We start from the raw sequence: 17,593 nt of genomic DNA, 5'->3' as shown, positions 1-17,593 counted from the left end.
CTGCGGGCATCAACTCCGGCTGGAACTCGGTTTATGTGTGGGGGGTGACCCCGCCCCGGCCGCCCCCCGGCCGCCGCGCGCCCGCAACTCGGGCGCGCAGCGCCCGAGTTCGCTTGCATCGCGCGCAGCGCGATGGTACCCGCTCCGCGGGAGCGCTGGCGGTTCGCTGCGCTCACCGCTCAATTCGCTGGCTTCGCCAGTGAATTGACGCTCCCTTCGCTTTGCTCCGGGAGGCCGGCCCGCGTTGCGGGCCGAAGCCGGGCTGTGCCCGGCCCGGTGGCTTCCGCTGCGCTCCAGCCACTCCGCGCTATCGCGCGGGTGACGGGCCTTCGGCCCGTGCAGCGGCCGGGGAGGGTGGGGTGGTCGCTCACCCGGCCTGCATGAGAGGAGATGTGAGGCTGAGTCGGAAACGGGTCTTCGGGATGGGGGTGACTGCGAAGGGGCTGGGGTTGTGCCTCCCTTCCGGTACCGTGAAGGTTCGGGCGGGCACTCGCGCTCGTGCTTCAAAATATAATTCAGATCGATTCTGGATCAAGGCTTCCTTGCCTCTGCTCCTGCGCGCGCTGCCGTGCCGACCGCTGAATCCAGGTGACGCCTCGTCAAGAGTCGGCCATGTTCTCGCCTTGGGGGGTGTCAGCTGCCCAGCCTGCTGAAGGCCCAGCGGAGCGCTTCCTGGTCCGGATGGTCTCGGCCTGTTCGTTCAAGTGCGGTCATAGTGTGGGCGGTGAGCCGGGCCCAGTTGCGGAAGTTGCCGTGCGCCGCGTGGCGGTCGGCGAAGGCGATGTCCGCGGGATCGGTTCTCGCCCAGATCGGATGGTAGAGCGGGATGACCTGCTGAACTTCCTCCAGGTGGAGCTTGGTGATGTGCTGCCAGATGAAGATGCGGGAGGAGAGCATCGGCTCCCTCCGCAACACGCTGTGCGCGCCTTCACCACCGGCGAAGATGATCGCGATCTGCGTATACGGGTTATCCCAGGCGAACCGGAAGTATTCGAACGTCTCTCGATTGAGCCACTGTGCTTCGTCCACGACCAGCGTACGCGGCTGAGCTGCAAGGGAGTCCAGAAGCAGCCGGTCGAACTCGGATGGGTGACGCGGGGGTTCGCCTGGCAGACCGAGAGTGGCGAAGAGTTCGTGGCGTACCGCGCGGGCGGTGGGGCGGGCGCGGAAGGTGATCCGGCAGACCTCCTCGCCGCGAGTGCGCTCGAGCTCGCGCAGGCAGACGTTGACGGCGAGGGTCTTGCCGACGCCGGCTGGGCCGTGGAGGCACATCATCGCCCTGGCCTCGATCGTGTCGGTGATGTTCTCCCTCGCGGCAAGGAGCGCGCGGGTCGTGACGACTGCGGCGTCCGGGAGCCGGGTGTAGTGGTCAGTCTCCCGCGGTGGCAGCTGGCTGGTCATCGGCTGTCTTCTCCGGTGGCGGGGCGCAGGGAGGCTGGGGTGTTCCAGTCGTCGGGTGGCGGGGCGGGCGGGATGAGGTCCGGCAGGGCGAGGGCGGCCATGTCGGTGTGGTCGGCCGTCGTGAGTTCCTGGTCGGCTTCGACTGCCGTGACGGCGCCCAGACGCTGCGCGGGCGTGGGAGCGGTGGCCGGTGCGAAGCGCTGGCGGCGCAGGGCCTCGGCCTTCTTCGCCTCCTCGCGCAGGCGGCGGGCTCTGGCGGTGCGGGTACGGCGCAGGGCGTCGAGCTGCTCGGGGGTTGCAGCGTCGGCGAGATGGGCGGTGCCGAGGTGGCGGCCGGCCGGGTCGCAGACCTCGATCTCGTGATCATGGTGGGGCATGTGCCGGATACGGACGCTGCGGCCGGCCTGGCCGGCCATCCACGCGCCGACGTAGTCGCGGCCGCGCCAGCGCACCCCATGGCTGCTCAGCTTCCGCACTCTGCCGTCGTCCTCCAGCATCAACCCCCACAAGGCGGCTTCGGGGATGTCCGAGAGCGGCGTGGGATCGGCCAGCCAGGCCTCAATGGGAGTCCGGCCGGCAAGACCGGCAGGGCGGTGCTCGGCGTTCCACCACCGCGCCCAGTCCAGTAGCTCGGCGGTGAACTCGGCGAAGGTCAGCGGCACAGGCTCGTCGGGTTCGGTCTTCTTCTTGGCGCGCCGCGGCGCTGGAGTAAGGGTGTAGCCGGGCAGGACAGCGAAGAGCATGCGGTCGGCACACCGGTTGAGGTTCTCCACCGTGCCCTTCAGGTGAGGGCTGTAGGCCGGCAGGTCCTCGACCTTGGCCTCCAGGACACCGAACGCGCCCAGGACCGTCTTCGACAAGAAATCCCGGCCGCGGTCGACGCGCACGTGCTCGGGGACGCCGCCCGCCGGTCCGTACGGTCCGGTGCGCAGCACCGCGGCGCGCAGGGCCGCCAGGATCGAGGCCCTGGACGGATGGCCGGGTGTGACTGCGGTACCGGTGATGGCCTTCGTCGCGACATCGATGTACCAGGTCACCCACGGGCGCACCAGTTCCCCGTCGGCGTCGACCAGGAGCGGCGCCTGGACGTGGTCGGCCTCCCAGGTGTGGTTCCGCCACACCCGGGGCCGCCGACCGAACACGTCATGGGCCCGGGCCGCCTCAGGACCCCGCGCCAGGGCCGCGCGTTCTCCAGCGGTCAGGTCACGGCGCACCGCCCGCAGGAACGTCGACAACGACGGGAGCGGGTCCAGCAACGGCACCGCCTCCGCTGGCGCCCCGCCCGGTACCGCAGTGCCCGGCTCCCCGGCCTCCTGCAGGGCACGGACGGCCAGCTGTCGGTGCACCGCCGAGGCGTTACCCCGCCAGTAGGCCAGCAGCACCCGAACCTCGGCCGTGACCTCGAACCGGTTCTGCGACCTGGCACCCGGGCCGGCGGCCGCGCTGGGGTCGGCTTCAGCCTGGGCAAGCCACCGCCACACTGTCCGTTCCGACACCCCCAGGCACTCCCCCGCCAACCGCACATGCCCCCGCGACAGCCGCCCCTGGACCCGCAACCGCAGCAACTGCTGCACAGCAGGACCACGCAGCGCAGCCAGAGCCGGACCCTGAAGCACCGACTCGGGTGCCGACGCGTCCAGCGGCATCGGGTCTTCTGCCTCGGATGGACTGATCATGGAACCGCTCCCCGCCGCCGTGCTCTCCCCATTCCCGCTCCCGTGCACCAGCCCCGTCACGGGTAGGGGCCCAGCCGGGCGCAGGCCTGCTCGATCAACGAACGGTCCACGCGCGTATCCGGGCCGCGCTTGGACAGGGCATAGACGTGGGAGGTGATCTTCGCCCAGGTACGGAAGTTGCCCCGCGCCACCGTGGCATCCGCCCACCCCACATCCGCCGGATCCGCGCCCTCCCACACGTCATGGAACATCGCCAGCGTCTCCGCAAGCCGCTCCTGATCCAGTCCAAGGACCTGATGCCAGGTCAGCACCCGCGACCGCAACGCCGGTGCCCGCGCAATGACCCGCTCCGCGCCCGCCCCGCACAACACCAACGCGGCCGCCGTGCCCGGCTCGTCCCACAGCAACCGCAGATAGTCCAGCAACGCAGGAGACAGACGCTGCGCGTCATCGAGGAACAGCACCCCCGGCCGGCGCAGCACCTCCCCGAGGGCGCGGTCCGCCGGCTGCGCCCGGTGCGAGAGCGAACCCGCCGCCAGCCCCAGCGCGTCCAGAAGCGACGCGCGCATCTGAGGCAGGCCCGGCTTCACTCCGACCACCGCCCGCCACACCGGCACCCGGGAAGGCAGCAGATACAGCGCCTGCTGCACCGCCACCGTCTTCCCCACTCCTGGATCCCCGAACACACACCCGATCCCACGCGCCGCCGCCGTATGCCCCACCGCCTCTACCACCGCAGCAACCCCGGCCGTCGACACCACACGCGCCCCCGGCACAAACAACCGCACACCACCCCGCGAAGGCCCGACACCCTCCTCGCCGTCCCCGTCCGCCGCAGCCCCGGGCGGGGACGGCGAATCAGCGTCGACCACCGGCAGGCCCTCACCCGCCCGCTGCAACTTCAACTCGGCCAAGACCCGGTCATAGCGGCCAGCCTCCACCCGATTCCGGGACGGCCTCGCCACCTCCAGCACCCGCCCCGCACGCAGGTCCCGCTGTACCGCGCGATGCAACGTGCCCAGCGACGGCACACCCCCAGTGAGGTCATCGGCCGTCATCTGCCGATACAACGCCGCGACGTTCCCACCCACCTCCGCCAGGACCGCCCACAACTCGTCATCCAGCGTGAACCTGTCCTGCCGCGACACCGGCTCCAACCGGCCCTCACGCGCCTCGGACAGCCACCGCCACACCGTCCGGACCGTCACCCCCGCAGCCTCCGCCATCACCCGCACATGCAGCGACGACACCGACCCCGAACCCTGATCCACCGCCAACAACCGACGCACCACCACACCCCGCGCCAGCCGGCCATCCGCGTCCATACCCACCAGCACACCCGAGCACAGAAACCACACACACAGGAATGAGCAACCCCATGACAGCCAACCACCACCCTGCTATGCAGCCCATGGCAGCAGCCTGGTCATCCCATGACAGCCGAGATCAACATAGAAAGACCACACGACCAGCGATAACCACCCCACACCAGCTGACGCCCAACCACCGCCACCCACCCACCCATTCACACATCTCTAGGCGAAACGAAGGGGAAAAGAATGCAGCTCAAGCCGGTTTCTCTGGACGTCATCGCAGAGGCCCGCGAGGAAGCGCACGCGGTCGTGATGACGCTCATGGCGCGGCTGGCGCCGGGTGAGCACGTCGTGCGGCTCGGGGTCGACATGGAGGGGCAGGAGCGCCCCTTGAGCGCAACTCTGCCGATCACCGTGGAGGGTGACGGCGGCTCTGATGACCTGGTGGGCGCGGAGCCCGAGTACCTGGACAACTTCGTCTTCCTGCTGACCTGCGGGCTGGCGCAGACCCTGTGCTCGGGCGTCATGTACCTGCGCTCCCCCGGTGCTGGCGGGAGCGCCACGGTGCAGGCCTGGCACCTGTGCTGGGGGGCGCTGAACGAGTGCCCCGCTGCTGAGGCGGCCGAGCTGCTCGGGGACCGTGAACCCGGCGCCTACGTGGACGCCTTCGGTGTGCACTCCGCCGACGACGGCGACGACGAGGACGGGTGCGAGGCGGTCTACCCGCCGGTCGCCTACACCGTCCTGTAGAGGCCCCATGGGCCCGGGGTGGCTCCCCGGGCCTACTTCCCTGCCCCGGTTGGCCCGTACCGGGGCGCGGAGGGGTGCTGGCGATGGCGACCCGGCACCCCTGCGCACACAGCTCCCCTCCCCAGCCACCAACGCCGGGGAGGGGAGCCCAGCGAACCGTGTCCCACTGGGCGGGGAGCGCAGCGGACCGCCCCGCCAGTGCGGACGGCGCAGCCGCCCGCCCTCACTTCCCCAGGGCGCGCAGCGCCCCGGGACACCCGCTCCGCGGGGGGGAAGAAATAAAGGCGAAATGCTGCGCCGCGCCATTCCTTGCCCGGGTGCTTTTCTTGGAATCGGGCCGGTTCATTAGTGGGGGCGAATTAAAAAATGCTGGCGGGGAATTTCGGATACGAGCGGGTCGGCAAACCCTCTCCGGAATTCCCTGCCAGCGCATCTCTAGGAGAGACTGGTCTAGTGTAACGGGAGTTGGTGGTCGTGATGCTGCGCTGCGCACAGCATGAGGGAGTGTCGGTGATGAGCGGGGACGGCGCGTCGCGTCGGATCGTGGGCGGCCAGTGGGTGGTGAGCCGCGCGTGGGTCATGCAGCTCACCGGAGCGTCGGCGGCCACCGTGGCCCGCTGGAAGGCTCAGCGTGAGCAGTACCCGCCAGAGCGCCGGTTCCCGGAGGTGGCGTGCACGATCGGGCGCACCCGCTTCTACGTCCAGGAGGCCGTAGAAGCGTTCTGGGCGGCTTGGCAGGAGGACGTCGGCACTGGTCGTCTCCAGACCGCTGGACGGCGCTCCGGAGACAGCCGTGGCAACCAGGGAGGCGGTCCCAGCCGCGCCCAGCGCGACCAGGCCGTGGCCACCGCCCTCGCAGAACTCCGGCAGGCCGGCGGATACCGGCGCGGCATCGCCGCCCAGCTGGCGCGCGAGCACGGCGGCAACGAGCGCAGCTGGCAGCGCGCCGTGACCGAGGCCCGCGCCCTGTACGAACACGGACAGGACCCGGACGACGCGGGGCCGGCCCCACAGTCGGCACAGCCGTCGCCCTGACCCTGTCGGCGCAGCTGCGCCCGGCCGGCGCTCCGGTCCCCTGGTGCGCCGACTGTCCGGCGCGGAGCTCGGCGGCCCCGCCGACGCGCAACACCCTTGAAGGCCGCCCGATCCCCCGAGGCTCCGCCACACCACGCCCGCCCTCCCCTTTTCCCTTTCTTCTTCTAGGCGGGGGCGTTGTGGGGGTGCAGAGGGGGATGTCTGGCTCTCCGACCACGCCCAAAAGGCATGGTGACCTGCGGATACGCCGTCAGACGCCCGGTGGGTGCGAGCAGTTGTCAGCGGGGATACCGGAGGGGTCCCCGGTGGGGTCCCGGGCGTGGTCGGGGGCGGGGTTATCGCATCGTGACGCTGGTCGGGCCTTCGTGGTCGGTCCTCTGGTCGGGGCCGGCTGCTGGCCTGGGTCCTGAGCGCGGCGCCGGGCAGAACGGCGCCGCACCGTGCGGAAGGGACGACGGTGGCGATGCTGAACGCAGACGCAGGAGGCGGGGACCGGCTGGCGCTGGCGGTGCTGGCGCAGTACCGGATGGCGACGACCGAGCAGATGCATCTGGCGATCGCACCCGGGGTGCGGATCGAGCAGACGCGGCGCCGCCTGGCCAAGCTCCGCGACGAGGGTCTGATCGAGCGCATCACCCTGCCGCAGGCCGGCCGCACCCGGGTGTGGTTCGCCACCCAGTACGGCGTGAACATCGCCTCCGAGTGGCCTGAACTGCGGGACTGGCGGCCGCCGAAGCTGATCGCCGACCCCACCGCCGCACGGCTACGGGTGAGCCACTCGCTGGTCGTGACGGAGACCGGGCTCGCCTTCCTGCAGGACGCCCGCCGCCGCGGCGACGTCTGCCGGCCTCTGGACTGGATCCCCGAGGTCTATCACCCTCTAGGCAGCGGCGAGGCCGTCATCCCGGACGCTCTTCTGTACTACCGCACCTCCGCCGACGGCGGGTCGATGCTGCGGGCCTTCGTCGAGGTCGACCGGGCCACCATGGGACCCGAACGCCTCGCCGCGAAACTCACCGCCTACGCCCGCCTCCACAACTACATCACCGCACCCCCACCCGGACGCCCACGGACCGCCGTTGGGCAGCAGCTCCTCGAAGAGAACTGGCGGCGCCGCTACCCGTTGTTCCCGCGACTGCTGTTCGTCCTCGACGGCACCGGACCCACCGGCGTCCAGACACGCATCCGCGCCCTCCACGCAGCCGCCTCGGAACCGGCACTGACCGGCTTCCTACGCAACGTCCCCGTCCTGGCAGCGCCCATGACCGACCTGCTCCAGGGCGGCCCTTCCGCACCCGTGTGGCGCCCCGCCCAAAACCCCGAACACCAAGTCCCCTGGAGCCACGCCCGACACCCTTAGACGAGCCTGCGCAATCGCTGCGGACCAGAGCGGGAAGCGAGTGGGGCGCCGCCGGTGCCACGGGCGGCGGGCGACTACCCATTGGACTCTTGGACGTGGTGCGCATCAGAGGGGCGGCTCGCCTGTAGGTGTCCGATGCTGCCCTGGCTGAGACGCTCCCTGACGCCGACCCCTAGGCCCCCGCGCTCCCGCGCGTCGACCCGGCCGAGCTGGCAGCGCTCTACTGGGATATGCACACCAAGCGCGACCGCGCCGTACGACCACGCCGTGGTCGAGCGCGGCCCGCTCGGCGTCGTCCAGTTCGGCGTCGGGGAGGAAGTCCGCAATCTTGCCCGGCACGTCGAGGGCGACCCGGCCGTTCCAGGGCCGGGGTGTCCTTGTGGCCCGCGGCGTGTTCGGGCATAAGGTCGGCGACGGCCGTGCGGATGGCTCCGCGGCTAGTGCTGTGACCGGGAAGGTTCGCCGAATCAGCTCGGTCAGTCCGATCGTGCTGCTTCCCACCTCCATGAGGTTTGGCGAGGGAGGCCGTCGAGGTCCCCGCGGCCGGTGCACCAAAGAAGTACCTGGGTGGGGTCTCCGGGCGGGGCGACGGGGAAGAGTCGGTTGAGTACGGCTGCGCTCAGTGGTGCTGGTGGTAGCCAGTCCACGGACAATCCCTGCGTGATGTCGTGGGTGTGCAGGAGTGTTTCGGCGACGCCCATCGCTGCGAACCCGTCGGGGTCGCACGGACCCCAGTGCCAAGCACGCAAGGTTGGGCTGGCCGTGGCCAACGCGCTGCTGAGCAGCCCGCCGCAGGCGGTGACGGCCTGGAGCACCTCAGCCGGTGAGGCAGTGGAACGGACGTTCAGGTCGAAGGGAAGGTAAGCGCCGGCGGGCTGTGCTGCCAGCTGTCCCGCGTAGGCCAGCAGGTCATGGCCGATGTGCGCTGCTGTTTGCCAGCAGGTCCATTCGAGCGGCCCCGCCGGCACCGTCCAGTCCTCGGCGGTATGGGGGCTGAGTATCCGCAGCATCTCTGCCACGGCGGCGTCGACGTCCTGATGGTCCATGCGGAGCTCCTTGCGGTTCGTGCTGTGCGACTGGGCTGTGACGGTAGTCGTCCATTCACGCTGCCAGGCACCTGGCACGTCCGCCCCAGCGGATGCCTTTCTCACTGCGAATGCGGGCGCGCTCGCGGCGTTGGGCGGCCAGTACGTCGGGGTGGCGAGCGTTCTTGTTGCGCCACCGCAGGTAGGCGTGCAGGGCGCGGGTCTGTGCGGTGTGGTTGCGGTGGTTGGAGTTGGCGACGGTGAACTGCCGCAGCGGTCCGAAGTGGGCCTCGATCGGGTTGGCCCAGGAGGCGTAGGTCGGGGTGAAGCACAACTCGACCCGGTTCTTCCGGGCCCAGCGCCGGATCGTGTCGCCCTTGTGGGCGGACAGGTTGTCCAGGATGACGTAGATCGGGGCGCCGTCCGGGCGGGCCGCCCGGATCGACCTCAGCGCGGCCAGGGTGTTGGCGGCGCCCTTCTTCCTACGATTGACGCCCCATAGGGTGTCGTCGCCGACCGAGTAGCAGCCGTGGAAGTAGCGCACCCCGTGCGTGCGGTGGAAGGTCGCGGGATGCCGCTCGGGGCGTCCCTTCCCGGCCCAGCACGAGCCGGCGGTCGGTCGGATCCCGAGCGGCCCGAACTCGTCGAACGCGAAGACCCGGTCCGGGAAGCGTTCCAGGACCTCCTCGATGCGGTCGAGCTTGGCGTCGCGCTCGAGGGCGGGTGACTCCTTCCATGTTTTGGTGCGCTGGAAAGTGATGCCACGGCGGGCGAGCAGGCACCGTAAAGCCTCTCGGCCGATACGGATCACGCGGCCGTGGACGCGGCGCAAGTAGGCGGTGAGTTTGCGGATCGACCAGCGGGTGAAGGGCTGGCCGAGCTTGGTCGGGCGGGTGGTGGCCGTCTGGATGACGAAGTCTTCGTCCTCAGGACTGAGTTGGCGGGGACGGCCTCCCGCCCACCGAGGGTCCAGACAGGCCAGGCCAATCTCGTTGAACCGGTGGATCACGTCCCGGACCGTGTCCTCGTCGGCCTGCACCAGCTTCGCAATCACCGGCACCCGGTTCCCGCCGCCCGAGGCCAACAGCATCATCGCGCGCCGGTATCGCACCGAACTGGTGCTGCCCCGGCGCACGATCTGCTGCAGCTTCTGCCCCTCCTAGTCGGTCAACCTGCGTACACGGACAGGCTCTCCCACCACACCCCCAGCAGTCGGATCCGACGTCATCGCACATCCAACCGCCACAACCACCAACCCGGCGAACCTTCCCGGTCAGAGCACTAGCGTCGTCTTCGCGGGCGAGACTGGCGATGGACTGGCCGTCCAGGTACGCGACGCGCACGTCGTGGGTCTTCTCGAGTGTGATGGCCGGGCGGCGCCCGCCCTTGTTGCCCTCGGCGGCCCGAAGCCCGTCGTAGGTCAGCTCGGCTGGAGGTCGCCGACGGCCGCGTCCGTCCTCTTGCGGGCGCCGTACTCGCGAGGATCCGGGGAGGGTCCGGTCATGGCGTCAGTGCCGGTCCGGGCCCCTTGGGCGCAGACCATCACACGCGGGTCGACCGATCCCGTCAATGGCCGTCGCCGTGGTCGTGGTCGTCGTGGCCGACGATCGTCCAGGGGCGCATCAGGTCGTCGTCCTCGTGTTCGAGGAGGTGGCAGTGGTGGATGTACGTCGCCGGGAGCTCGGCGCCGCTGCCCGGAATCGACGCAATCTCATCCTTCGGCGGAATGAATTCCTGAATGATGATTCTGGTCACCATCTGCGCAGGAGCCTTGACCGTGTCCTTGTAGGACAGCGCTTCGTCCGGGTCCGGCGGAATCGGTGAGCCGGTGAAATAGTTCGCCAGCACCGGTAGGTCCTCCGGTTTGCGGCCACCGTAGACCCAATTTTCGTAATCCGTCTGGTAGCGGGCCGCGTCGATCGGCTGTCTGTCCAGCACCTGGAAGTTGACGAGGTGGACATGCATCGGGTGGGCGTCGTGGTTGGGATTGATGTACTCCCAGATCTCGGTCGAGCCCTCCTTGATGAAGTCCTGGGACGGCTCCATAAACGGCACCGCGTTGAACGTCATCGTCCTGAAGAGCTGGTGCTGGTACACGACCCACTGCCGCCGACGGGTGTGCGGTTTCGGCTTGATGGGCGGGACCGACTGCAGCTTGAGTTTCTCGGGTGGCGTCGTCCTGTCCCCACCTCCGGACAGTGGCTTGTTGACCCGGAATCGCATGATGTCCGCGATTTCCGGTCCGCAGCCGGTGATGCCGGGGAAGTGGACCTGCGTTCCCGGGTAGTTCGTCAATGTTACTTCGCTACCCTTGGCCGGACTGAAGTCGACGATCAGGTCGTACCGCTCGGCTGGACTGATCAGGAAGTCCAGCATTTGCAACGGAGCACGGAAGCCGCCGTCTGTGCCGATCAGCCAGAACGGCAGTTGCGGCTGAAGAAGTACATCTCTGGGAACGTCGAACCTCAGCCGCCAGAAACGCTCGTTCGAAGCGTTGAGAATGCGCAGCCGGTAGCGTCGCGGCTCGACGTCCAGGTAAGGGTACGCCTTCCCGTTGACGACCGGGGTGTCCTCGCCTTCCCTGTCGACCATGGTGTAGGCGAGCGAGCCGTCCTCGTAGAAGGTCCGGTCCTGCAGGATGAGGGGGACCTCGAATTCGCCTCGCGGCAGCCCGAGCCGCTCGTCGGCGGGGTCACGAATGAGGTAGAGACCGGCAAGTCCCGCATAGACGTTGAGAGCGCTCATCCCCATGGCGTGATCGTGATACCAGAGCATGCACGAATGGTCGTGGTTGGTGTAGCCGTAGATCGCTTCGTTGGGTTTGACCCGGCCCGGGTCCAGGGTGGTGTAGCCCTCGGCATGGAAACCCTTCGGGCTGAACGACTGCAGCGGCAGGCCGTCGGACTGAGGTGCTGTGTAACCGCCGTGCTGGTGTACGACGTTCCACACGTTGATGTCATCGGGGAACTGCGGGACGTACTTGTAGGGAGGCGGAGGGATCGGGGCGACGACGGCTTTCTTGTTGCGAATGTCGTCGATCACGTCCTGGAACATGTGGGTGGTCGGCAGCTCATTGCGCCACTTGACGACCGTCGGGTGGTCCCTGGTCGTGTTGAAGGTCGGCCCGAGATAGCCCATGCCGATCGGGTTGCCGGGGTCGTGCGGGTTCGCGGCCCAGTAACCCCACACTGGTGAGGGTCCGAGATCCCGGTGGAATTGCCACGAGTCCTGCCGCATCGTGAACTCGTAGTAATCGGCGCCCGGATAGACGGAAGGATCCGAGATGGCTGTCATCGGCCTGGGCAGCGGGTCGACAAACCTCTCCAGCGGAGGGGTGTTCGGCGTCCCCGCAGGGTCCTCACACCCTGCCGGCGGGTCAGCCGGCGCCCCATACGCCCGCCCTCCCAGAACACCCTGTGGAAGCATGACCGCAGCCCCCAGGCCACCGGCCGCGAGGAATTTCCTTCGCTCAATCATCGTCTCCAGCCTTCCCTCGCCTCACATAACGTCCAAGGGGTACAGGGCCGGTTCGGAACGCTGCCGCAACACGCCGGTCCCGTCCGGGAAAGCCACTCATTGAACCGATCTCAGCAGCAATTCGACCGGCATCGGAATCGAATTATTACCGCCAGTCTGAATACATTCAAAACCATCTCACCTGGTGCGGCCGAACTCGTTCATCCCACCCGCAGCCGCTCCCGCCGAACGCCGACTTCCCTCCGCGAAGCAGTACCATGACGCGCCATCTGTAAGCACCCTGAATGAGTCGACAATCCACTAAACGTTCTTCTGGCGCGTCACATTCGGCTGCGCCGCGGACTGCGGGTCTAAGTTTCGGTCGACGGGTGGGGCGTGACCGCCATGACCAAAAAGAGAAGCGAGCTCACCCGCTGGGCGCGGATGGCCCGCTACGCGCAGACGCCCGGCTCCTTCGTGCTGCTGGGCGCAGGCTCGTACACGCCCGCCTCGATCCTGCTGCCCAAGCGCGGGGCGCCAACCCCCGCGGACGTCGAAAGGTTGCGGTCGATCCTCGACCGCAACCTCGAGCGGCTCCAGATGTATTGACCCCGCAGCGTTGTCCACGCGGCTGAGGGGCGGCTTGGCGGCCTACGGGCCGAGGTAGACGCTCGCCGGGAGCCATGGCGGGCGGGGCAGGCCGAAGTGCTCCTCCAGCATCAGCTCGGCCTGGGTGAGCGCGCCGTAGACCCATCCCTGCCCGGTCGACCAGGCATCTCCGCAGACGTACAGGTTGGCGTCGGGGAGCGGGCGGCGCATGCGCGGCATGACCTCCCAACTCTTCGCCCCCACCTGCCAGAAATGGTAGGCCGCTCCGTACGGGTCCTGCACCCAGTTCTGGAAGTAGGCGGACGTCGGCTCGGGGATACGGGCGTCGGGGCCGTGCAGTTCGCGCAGCTGACGCTGTGCCTCGTCGACCAGTGGCCCCGAGGCCGTCGCGTCCATCGGCCGGGGCGGCCGGGTCACCGACACCGGGGCGAGGCGGTTCGGGCGGGTCAGCAACTCGTTCCAGAACTCGACGTCGTTGAGGTCGTTGTAGGAGGCCAGCAGCAGGGCGTTGCGGTTGCCGGGGTCGGCCCCGGGCTGCTTCCCCTCCACGCCCCAGTAGTAGGTCTGGCGCAGCGGCAGGTCGGTCACCGAGCGGCCGGCGCGCAGGCCTAGATCCTCCCACCACGGCCGGTCGTAGCCGAGGAAGAGCTTGGAGGCGGGCCTCGGGACGATCGAGCCGAGGTCGGACAGGAACCGGTCGCTGGTGAAGAGGAAGGTGTCCGGGTCCAGCAGCTCGATCGAGCGCTGGGGCATCGCCAGCACGACGTGCCGCGCCCGCACCGTGAGCGGCCGTCCCTCGGGCCAGACGGACAGGGCGAGGTTCAGCACGTCCTCGCCGTGGACGGTCTCCCTGTCGATTCGGCGGACCTGGTGGTGGAGGTGGACGCTTCCGCCCTCCGCCTCGAACCGCCGGACGAGTTCCTCGGGCATCGTCTGATAGCCGTTGACCAGGAGCCGGTAGTGCGGTGGCGGGGAGCCGACGAAGTCGGCCACCGACGCCTCCATGGCCTCGATGCTGTTGACGTTGTCGACCACCGAGCCGTAGCCGAAGCCGTCGTGGAGGAAGTTCCACCCCTCTTGTCCGACCGTGTCGAGCAGCAGGTTCCAGAACCCGATGTCGTAGAGGAGCCGGCCGTCGGCCGACGCCGTCGGTTTGATCTTGTCCCACGCCTGGTGATCCATGGTGGCGGCGCCGGGGACGAAGCGCTCGATGACCGACACGAGTGCGTCGTCGGGCGTCTTGCCCCGGATCGCGGCCGGCAGGGCGTAAGGCACGACCGTGGGGTCGTTCCACTGGGCCTGGGTGAAGCGGTGGCCGCGCAGATAGACGAGGTTCTGCGGCTCGTCGACCGGGAAGCGGGTCGTCGGCAGCCCGAGATGGTCCACGAGTTGGGCCACGACCGGCTGGTCGGTCAGGTAGCGCATCCCGCCCAGCTCGGCGTGCAGGTGGGGCATACCGGGCGGCGTCACCGAGAAAAGGCGGCCCCCGACGCGCTCGCTGCCCTCGAACAGGCCCACCGCGAGAGGACCACCGCGCCGCCGCCGAAGCTCCTTCAGCGCGCGGCTGCGCTCGGCCTCCTGGCCGAGTAGCCGCCAGGCGGTGTACGCCCCGGACACCCCAGCACCGATGACCGCGACGTCGAGCACGTCGTGCCGGTCCGGCGCCGACGCGGCCTGGTCCGAAGGCGCCTGCTCCGGCCTCGTGCGGACGAGTGGACGCGCCTGGGCCGATGTCCCCAGAGCTCCGTCGGCGAGGGTGGCGGCGCCTAGCGCCGCGGTCCCCTTGAGCAGGTCGCGCCGTGTTGGTTTGCCCATCTCCGGCAGCCTCCAGCCTGGATGCCCTCGGTGTAGATCACCTGTTGCGGCCGCCAGACTGTACCAATTCGGACATTCCGCTACGTTGGCGAGTGGCGGCGGGCGAGTCGCCGGGAAGTGCCCGGGCGCGCAGGCGCAGGGGTGCACGGGGGCGTACAAGCAGTTCGCGTCCGGGCATACGAGCAGATCAAGAGGATCCGGTGCCCGCGCTCGGCATGGTGTCGGGCCTGTGGCGTGATCCGCGTGAACACTGGTGGTCTCGGAAGCAGGCGGGAGAGCGCGAATGCACAACCTCAGCCCTCAAGGAGCCGGGGAAACCACCTCTGTCGGGGCAGGCGGCCATCGAGAACCCGTTCAGCCGGGAGTCGTCGGCATCGCTCTCGCCGCCGTACTCACCTTCGCCCTCGCGCAGGGGTCCTGGCAGTGGTTCGCCACCTACATCGGTGTGACGCTTCTCGTGGTGGTCCTCTCCTCCTACCGACCGCCGACGGTCATGCCGGATCTCCGCTTTTCGTATGTGCAGGACCTGACGGCGTATTCGCTGGTGGTGGGTCTGTGTGCCGCGGTCGCGCTGGCTCCCATGATGCAGCGCTGGGCATGGCTCTTTCCGATGGCGGGGACCCGCAAGCAGTGCATTCGGCTGGGCACCTTCGAAAGCCTCCGCACGCAGGCCTCGTTGGCGAACCTCGCCAGCCGTGACCGTACCGCCCTGGCCAATGCGCAGGTCGTCCACCGCCACGACGCCATCGCCGACTGCCTGGCATCCACGACCACCCTGTGGCTGCCGGTCTACGGAGCCGGGGCGGCCCTGCTGACGGGTCTGGGCGCGTGGGCCTTCGGCCGCGCTCGGCAGGGGCGGCGTACGGCCGCGGGCAGCCCCAGTGCGCAGACCGGGCAAGGAAAACCGCCGTAAAAAGCGCGCAAACCAAACCGGCCCCAGGACAACTATCGCCCTTCAGGCAACATCTTGGTGAACGGCGAGCGCCACGCGGTCAGGACGCGGATGCCGCCCACGGCCGGATGGGGTGAGAGACGTGCTTCGTGGTGGGCTCACTGCGCACGACCGGGCTACCGGACCGACACGCCAGCGGCCGACGGCGCGCCGGGCGAGGGTCTCCGGGTCGACAGCGGGCGCGGCCGGGGCGGCGCCGTCCGGGATCCAGGTCACACCGACACGGCCCGTGTCCGGGCACAGGACCTGATGGACCGCCTCCTTGCCGCCGCGCCTCTTGCCGTCCTGCATAGCCAGGTTGTCCGCCGGCGGCTGAGGAACGAGCTTGGTGTAGGTGCACTTCGGCGCCGCGGAGCCGCCCTTGCTCTTGCCCGGGGTACCGGCAGACGCGGGTGTGCCCGAGCCGCCCGACAAGCTGGAGTCGTCGTCGGCGCAGACTTCGACGTACCTGGAGGCGCCCTTACAGCCGGGCGTGCCGATGCCGCGCCCGCTGTCGTCGGCGTGCGCGGTGACGGGAACGGCGGCGGCCAGGACCACGGCCGCGGCCGCCGCCGCGCGCCTCAGCATGTCCAGTCGCCCTGCGGGGTGAAATCGGTGACCATCCACCGGCCCTTCCACCGCTCCGCCTTCGCGGTGGCCAGGTAGCGCAGCGGCCGGCTGGTCGGGAGCGGGATCACCTTCTTCGCCCGCGTGTCGTACGTCTGGTACCGCGAGAGGTCAATGCAGTCCGACAACGTCGCCTTCGGCGTGCCGGCCTTCAAGTCGAGGCTCGTCACCTTCGGGTCGTGGCCGACCTCGCCCCGCACGACCGTCCCGGCCTCCTTCATCCGCGCCAGGTCCAGACGCGTCTGCCCCAGGGCATCCAGCGTCGCGTACTGCGCCAGGCCCGTGCCCTCCTCGGACCCCTTGCGGTACGCCTTCGCCTCAGCCGCCGTCATCCCCCGGTACGCCTTCAGCACGGCCGCCTTCTCCGCGGCCTGAGGGTCCGCCGACTCCGTCACGACCGGCCGCGACGGAGTCGCCGACGACACAGGCGTCGAAGCGGCGCCCTTGTCGCCGCCGGAGCCGCACCCGGCCAGGGCCGCCGTGAGTGTCACTGCGCATGCGCAAAGCCCAACCGTGCGCATCCTGCCAGCAGTTCGCATCCGCCCCCCTATTGCCGTCGCGCGATGATCGCCACCGTAGCCGCTCAAGCACCCATGGTTACAGGCAATTCAGCGCCAACACGCAGACCCGACCACGGCCCTCACCACCCCCGACCATGAACCCTCCAGGCCCGACCATGAGCCAGACCACGCCAGGTCACAGCGCTGCGCAGGCCATCCGGCCGAAACCTGCGCAACCGCGTCCCCGATTGCGCAGCAGCTGAAGTCAGCCACCCTGCCCGAGTGTGCAGCGGGCTGCGCACCCCGTGACCGCTGCGCACGTACGCACGCCTCCGACGAGGTCTGCGCAATGGTCCCGGACGCGAATGCGCAGCCCACTGCGCAGGCCCGCCGCGGCCGCGCGGGGCAGTGACGCGGCCGCCCGTGCGGGTCACCGCCCCACGCTCTGGACGATCCCGAACACAACGGCGGCCAAGACACCGGCACCGGCCAGGGCGACCGTCAGCGGCACGGCGAGCGCCGGACGGCGGTGGACCACGTAGCCCAGGCCGACGACGAGGACCAGGCCCACCAGGACCAGGAGCAGCACGACGAGCAGAGCGAGTGCGGACACGGGAGATTCCCCCTCGGGATCAAGCACGCGGCAGCCCCGCGTGCAGATGGATGGCAGGGCACAAAGGCCCCTTTGGCCCTGCGGCACCGGCAGGGGTGCCGCAGGGCAGCGCAAGAGTGCTGGGCGCGGGGGTTAGCCGCGCAACCGGCACTGACCAGCGCATTCGCCATCGACTCTTCGTAATCCCCATCCCGCATTCAATGAATCCGGCCTGCGAGAACACTGCTCTGCGGCCTTGAATACGCCCCGCCGCTCCGCTACAGCCCGGGAGAGGAGCAGAGCCTCTCTCCGGCTATTGCGGAGAGAGGTGTCGGCGTCCCCGAAGGGCTTGCCCACAGCACCCCACCTGCGCAAACGGGCTCCCACGCGATGAGAGGGGTCGTTGCCCATCGGTGCCCGGCCCGGCCCCGGAAGCGTACGCTTCTCGGCCTCCGCGATGGGTAGGATCACGCCGCACGCCGAGCGGACGGTTCGAGCCACGC

General features: G+C 69.4%; 15 protein-coding genes. 5 read left to right on the top strand and 10 right to left on the bottom strand.

From position 1 onward, the window contains the following. Positions 1-633: 633 nt before the first annotated feature. The 3 genes from AB0I54_RS42435 to AB0I54_RS42425 are packed head-to-tail and all read right to left on the bottom strand — an operon-like array spanning position 634 to position 4,402. A complete protein-coding gene (locus AB0I54_RS42435) occupies positions 634-1,401 on the bottom strand; it encodes an ATP-binding protein (protein WP_363301719.1) in 768 nt (255 codons plus the stop codon). Further along, positions 1,398-3,077, bottom strand: coding sequence for a transposase (locus AB0I54_RS42430; RefSeq protein ID WP_363301718.1), 1,680 nt, complete (start codon positions 3,075-3,077; stop codon positions 1,398-1,400). Before AB0I54_RS42430 ends, AB0I54_RS42435 begins: the two co-directional genes overlap by 4 nt. 56 nt (positions 3,078-3,133) lie before the next feature. Beyond that, positions 3,134-4,402, bottom strand: coding sequence for an ATP-binding protein (locus AB0I54_RS42425; RefSeq protein WP_363301717.1), 1,269 nt, complete (start codon positions 4,400-4,402; stop codon positions 3,134-3,136). Positions 4,403-4,636: 234 nt separating this feature from the next. Here AB0I54_RS42425 and AB0I54_RS42420 point away from each other — a divergent pair, with 234 nt between their 5' ends. The 3 genes from AB0I54_RS42420 (at position 4,637) to AB0I54_RS42410 (ending at position 7,535) form a co-directional block, all read left to right on the top strand. Continuing rightward, complete coding sequence (locus AB0I54_RS42420; RefSeq protein ID WP_363301716.1) at positions 4,637-5,140, top strand: hypothetical protein; 504 nt, start codon at positions 4,637-4,639, stop codon at positions 5,138-5,140. A gap of 513 nt (positions 5,141-5,653) precedes the next feature. Further along, entirely contained in the window at positions 5,654-6,175 is a 522-nt protein-coding gene (locus AB0I54_RS42415; RefSeq protein ID WP_363301715.1) for a hypothetical protein, read from the top strand. A 463-nt stretch (positions 6,176-6,638) separates the two neighbouring features. Then, a complete protein-coding gene (locus tag AB0I54_RS42410; RefSeq protein WP_363301714.1) occupies positions 6,639-7,535 on the top strand; it encodes a replication-relaxation family protein in 897 nt (298 codons plus the stop codon). A gap of 476 nt (positions 7,536-8,011) precedes the next feature. On the opposite strand, the gene AB0I54_RS42405 is transcribed toward AB0I54_RS42410, so the two are convergent. The 3 genes from AB0I54_RS42405 to AB0I54_RS42395 all read right to left on the bottom strand — a co-directional run bounded on the left by AB0I54_RS42405 (position 8,012) and on the right by AB0I54_RS42395 (position 12,037). Next, entirely contained in the window at positions 8,012-8,581 is a 570-nt protein-coding gene (locus AB0I54_RS42405; protein ID WP_363301713.1) for a maleylpyruvate isomerase N-terminal domain-containing protein, read from the bottom strand. A gap of 55 nt (positions 8,582-8,636) precedes the next feature. Then, a complete protein-coding gene (locus AB0I54_RS42400) occupies positions 8,637-9,707 on the bottom strand; it encodes an IS630 family transposase (protein WP_363301722.1) in 1,071 nt (356 codons plus the stop codon). A 419-nt stretch (positions 9,708-10,126) separates the two neighbouring features. Then, on the bottom strand, positions 10,127-12,037 hold the full coding sequence (locus AB0I54_RS42395; protein ID WP_363301712.1) for a multicopper oxidase domain-containing protein: 1,911 nt from the start codon (positions 12,035-12,037) through the stop codon (positions 10,127-10,129). A 384-nt stretch (positions 12,038-12,421) separates the two neighbouring features. Here AB0I54_RS42395 and AB0I54_RS42390 point away from each other — a divergent pair, with 384 nt between their 5' ends. Then, positions 12,422-12,625: a hypothetical protein gene (locus AB0I54_RS42390; protein ID WP_363301711.1), complete on the top strand. Its 204-nt coding sequence runs from the start codon at positions 12,422-12,424 to the stop codon at positions 12,623-12,625. A gap of 42 nt (positions 12,626-12,667) precedes the next feature. Here AB0I54_RS42390 and AB0I54_RS42385 read toward each other — a convergent pair whose 3' ends face one another. After that, entirely contained in the window at positions 12,668-14,440 is a 1,773-nt protein-coding gene (locus AB0I54_RS42385) for an FAD-dependent oxidoreductase (protein WP_363301710.1), read from the bottom strand. A gap of 283 nt (positions 14,441-14,723) precedes the next feature. Between AB0I54_RS42385 and AB0I54_RS42380 the strand changes: the two genes are divergently transcribed. Further along, positions 14,724-15,353 carry a hypothetical protein gene (locus AB0I54_RS42380; protein ID WP_363301709.1) on the top strand — a complete coding sequence of 210 codons (630 nt, stop codon included), beginning with the start codon at positions 14,724-14,726 and terminating at the stop codon, positions 15,351-15,353. Between the two features lie 42 nt (positions 15,354-15,395). Here AB0I54_RS42380 and AB0I54_RS42375 read toward each other — a convergent pair whose 3' ends face one another. The 3 genes from AB0I54_RS42375 to AB0I54_RS42365 all read right to left on the bottom strand — a co-directional run bounded on the left by AB0I54_RS42375 (position 15,396) and on the right by AB0I54_RS42365 (position 17,111). Beyond that, positions 15,396-15,959, bottom strand: coding sequence for a hypothetical protein (locus tag AB0I54_RS42375; RefSeq protein ID WP_363301708.1), 564 nt, complete (start codon positions 15,957-15,959; stop codon positions 15,396-15,398). Next, a complete protein-coding gene (locus AB0I54_RS42370) occupies positions 15,953-16,489 on the bottom strand; it encodes a hypothetical protein (protein ID WP_363301707.1) in 537 nt (178 codons plus the stop codon). The genes AB0I54_RS42375 and AB0I54_RS42370 overlap by 7 nt, the downstream gene beginning before the upstream one ends. A gap of 439 nt (positions 16,490-16,928) precedes the next feature. Continuing rightward, positions 16,929-17,111: a hypothetical protein gene (locus tag AB0I54_RS42365; protein WP_363301706.1), complete on the bottom strand. Its 183-nt coding sequence runs from the start codon at positions 17,109-17,111 to the stop codon at positions 16,929-16,931. Positions 17,112-17,593: the final 482 nt, after the last annotated feature.

Source organism: Streptomyces sp. NPDC050625 (assembly GCF_040654755.1).
GTDB lineage: Bacteria > Actinomycetota > Actinomycetes > Streptomycetales > Streptomycetaceae > Streptomyces.
The sequence above is the reverse complement of the archived record's forward strand: the minus strand, read 5'-3'. Positions and strand labels throughout refer to the sequence as shown.

What these genes read in the sequence shown, in the direction of transcription:
- AB0I54_RS42435 (WP_363301719.1), bottom strand. Translation starts at nt 1,401, where the DNA reads ATGACCAGCCAGCTGCCACCGCGGGAGACTGACCACTACACCCGGCTC.
- AB0I54_RS42430 (WP_363301718.1), bottom strand. Translation starts at nt 3,077, where the DNA reads ATGATCAGTCCATCCGAGGCAGAAGACCCGATGCCGCTGGACGCGTCG.
- AB0I54_RS42425 (WP_363301717.1), bottom strand. Translation starts at nt 4,402, where the DNA reads ATGGACGCGGATGGCCGGCTGGCGCGGGGTGTGGTGGTGCGTCGGTTG.
- AB0I54_RS42420 (WP_363301716.1), top strand. Translation starts at nt 4,637, where the DNA reads ATGCAGCTCAAGCCGGTTTCTCTGGACGTCATCGCAGAGGCCCGCGAG.
- AB0I54_RS42415 (WP_363301715.1), top strand. Translation starts at nt 5,654, where the DNA reads ATGAGCGGGGACGGCGCGTCGCGTCGGATCGTGGGCGGCCAGTGGGTG.
- AB0I54_RS42410 (WP_363301714.1), top strand. Translation starts at nt 6,639, where the DNA reads ATGCTGAACGCAGACGCAGGAGGCGGGGACCGGCTGGCGCTGGCGGTG.
- AB0I54_RS42405 (WP_363301713.1), bottom strand. Translation starts at nt 8,581, where the DNA reads ATGGACCATCAGGACGTCGACGCCGCCGTGGCAGAGATGCTGCGGATA.
- AB0I54_RS42395 (WP_363301712.1), bottom strand. Translation starts at nt 12,037, where the DNA reads ATGATTGAGCGAAGGAAATTCCTCGCGGCCGGTGGCCTGGGGGCTGCG.
- AB0I54_RS42390 (WP_363301711.1), top strand. Translation starts at nt 12,422, where the DNA reads ATGACCAAAAAGAGAAGCGAGCTCACCCGCTGGGCGCGGATGGCCCGC.
- AB0I54_RS42385 (WP_363301710.1), bottom strand. Translation starts at nt 14,440, where the DNA reads ATGGGCAAACCAACACGGCGCGACCTGCTCAAGGGGACCGCGGCGCTA.
- AB0I54_RS42380 (WP_363301709.1), top strand. Translation starts at nt 14,724, where the DNA reads ATGCACAACCTCAGCCCTCAAGGAGCCGGGGAAACCACCTCTGTCGGG.
- AB0I54_RS42375 (WP_363301708.1), bottom strand. Translation starts at nt 15,959, where the DNA reads ATGCTGAGGCGCGCGGCGGCGGCCGCGGCCGTGGTCCTGGCCGCCGCC.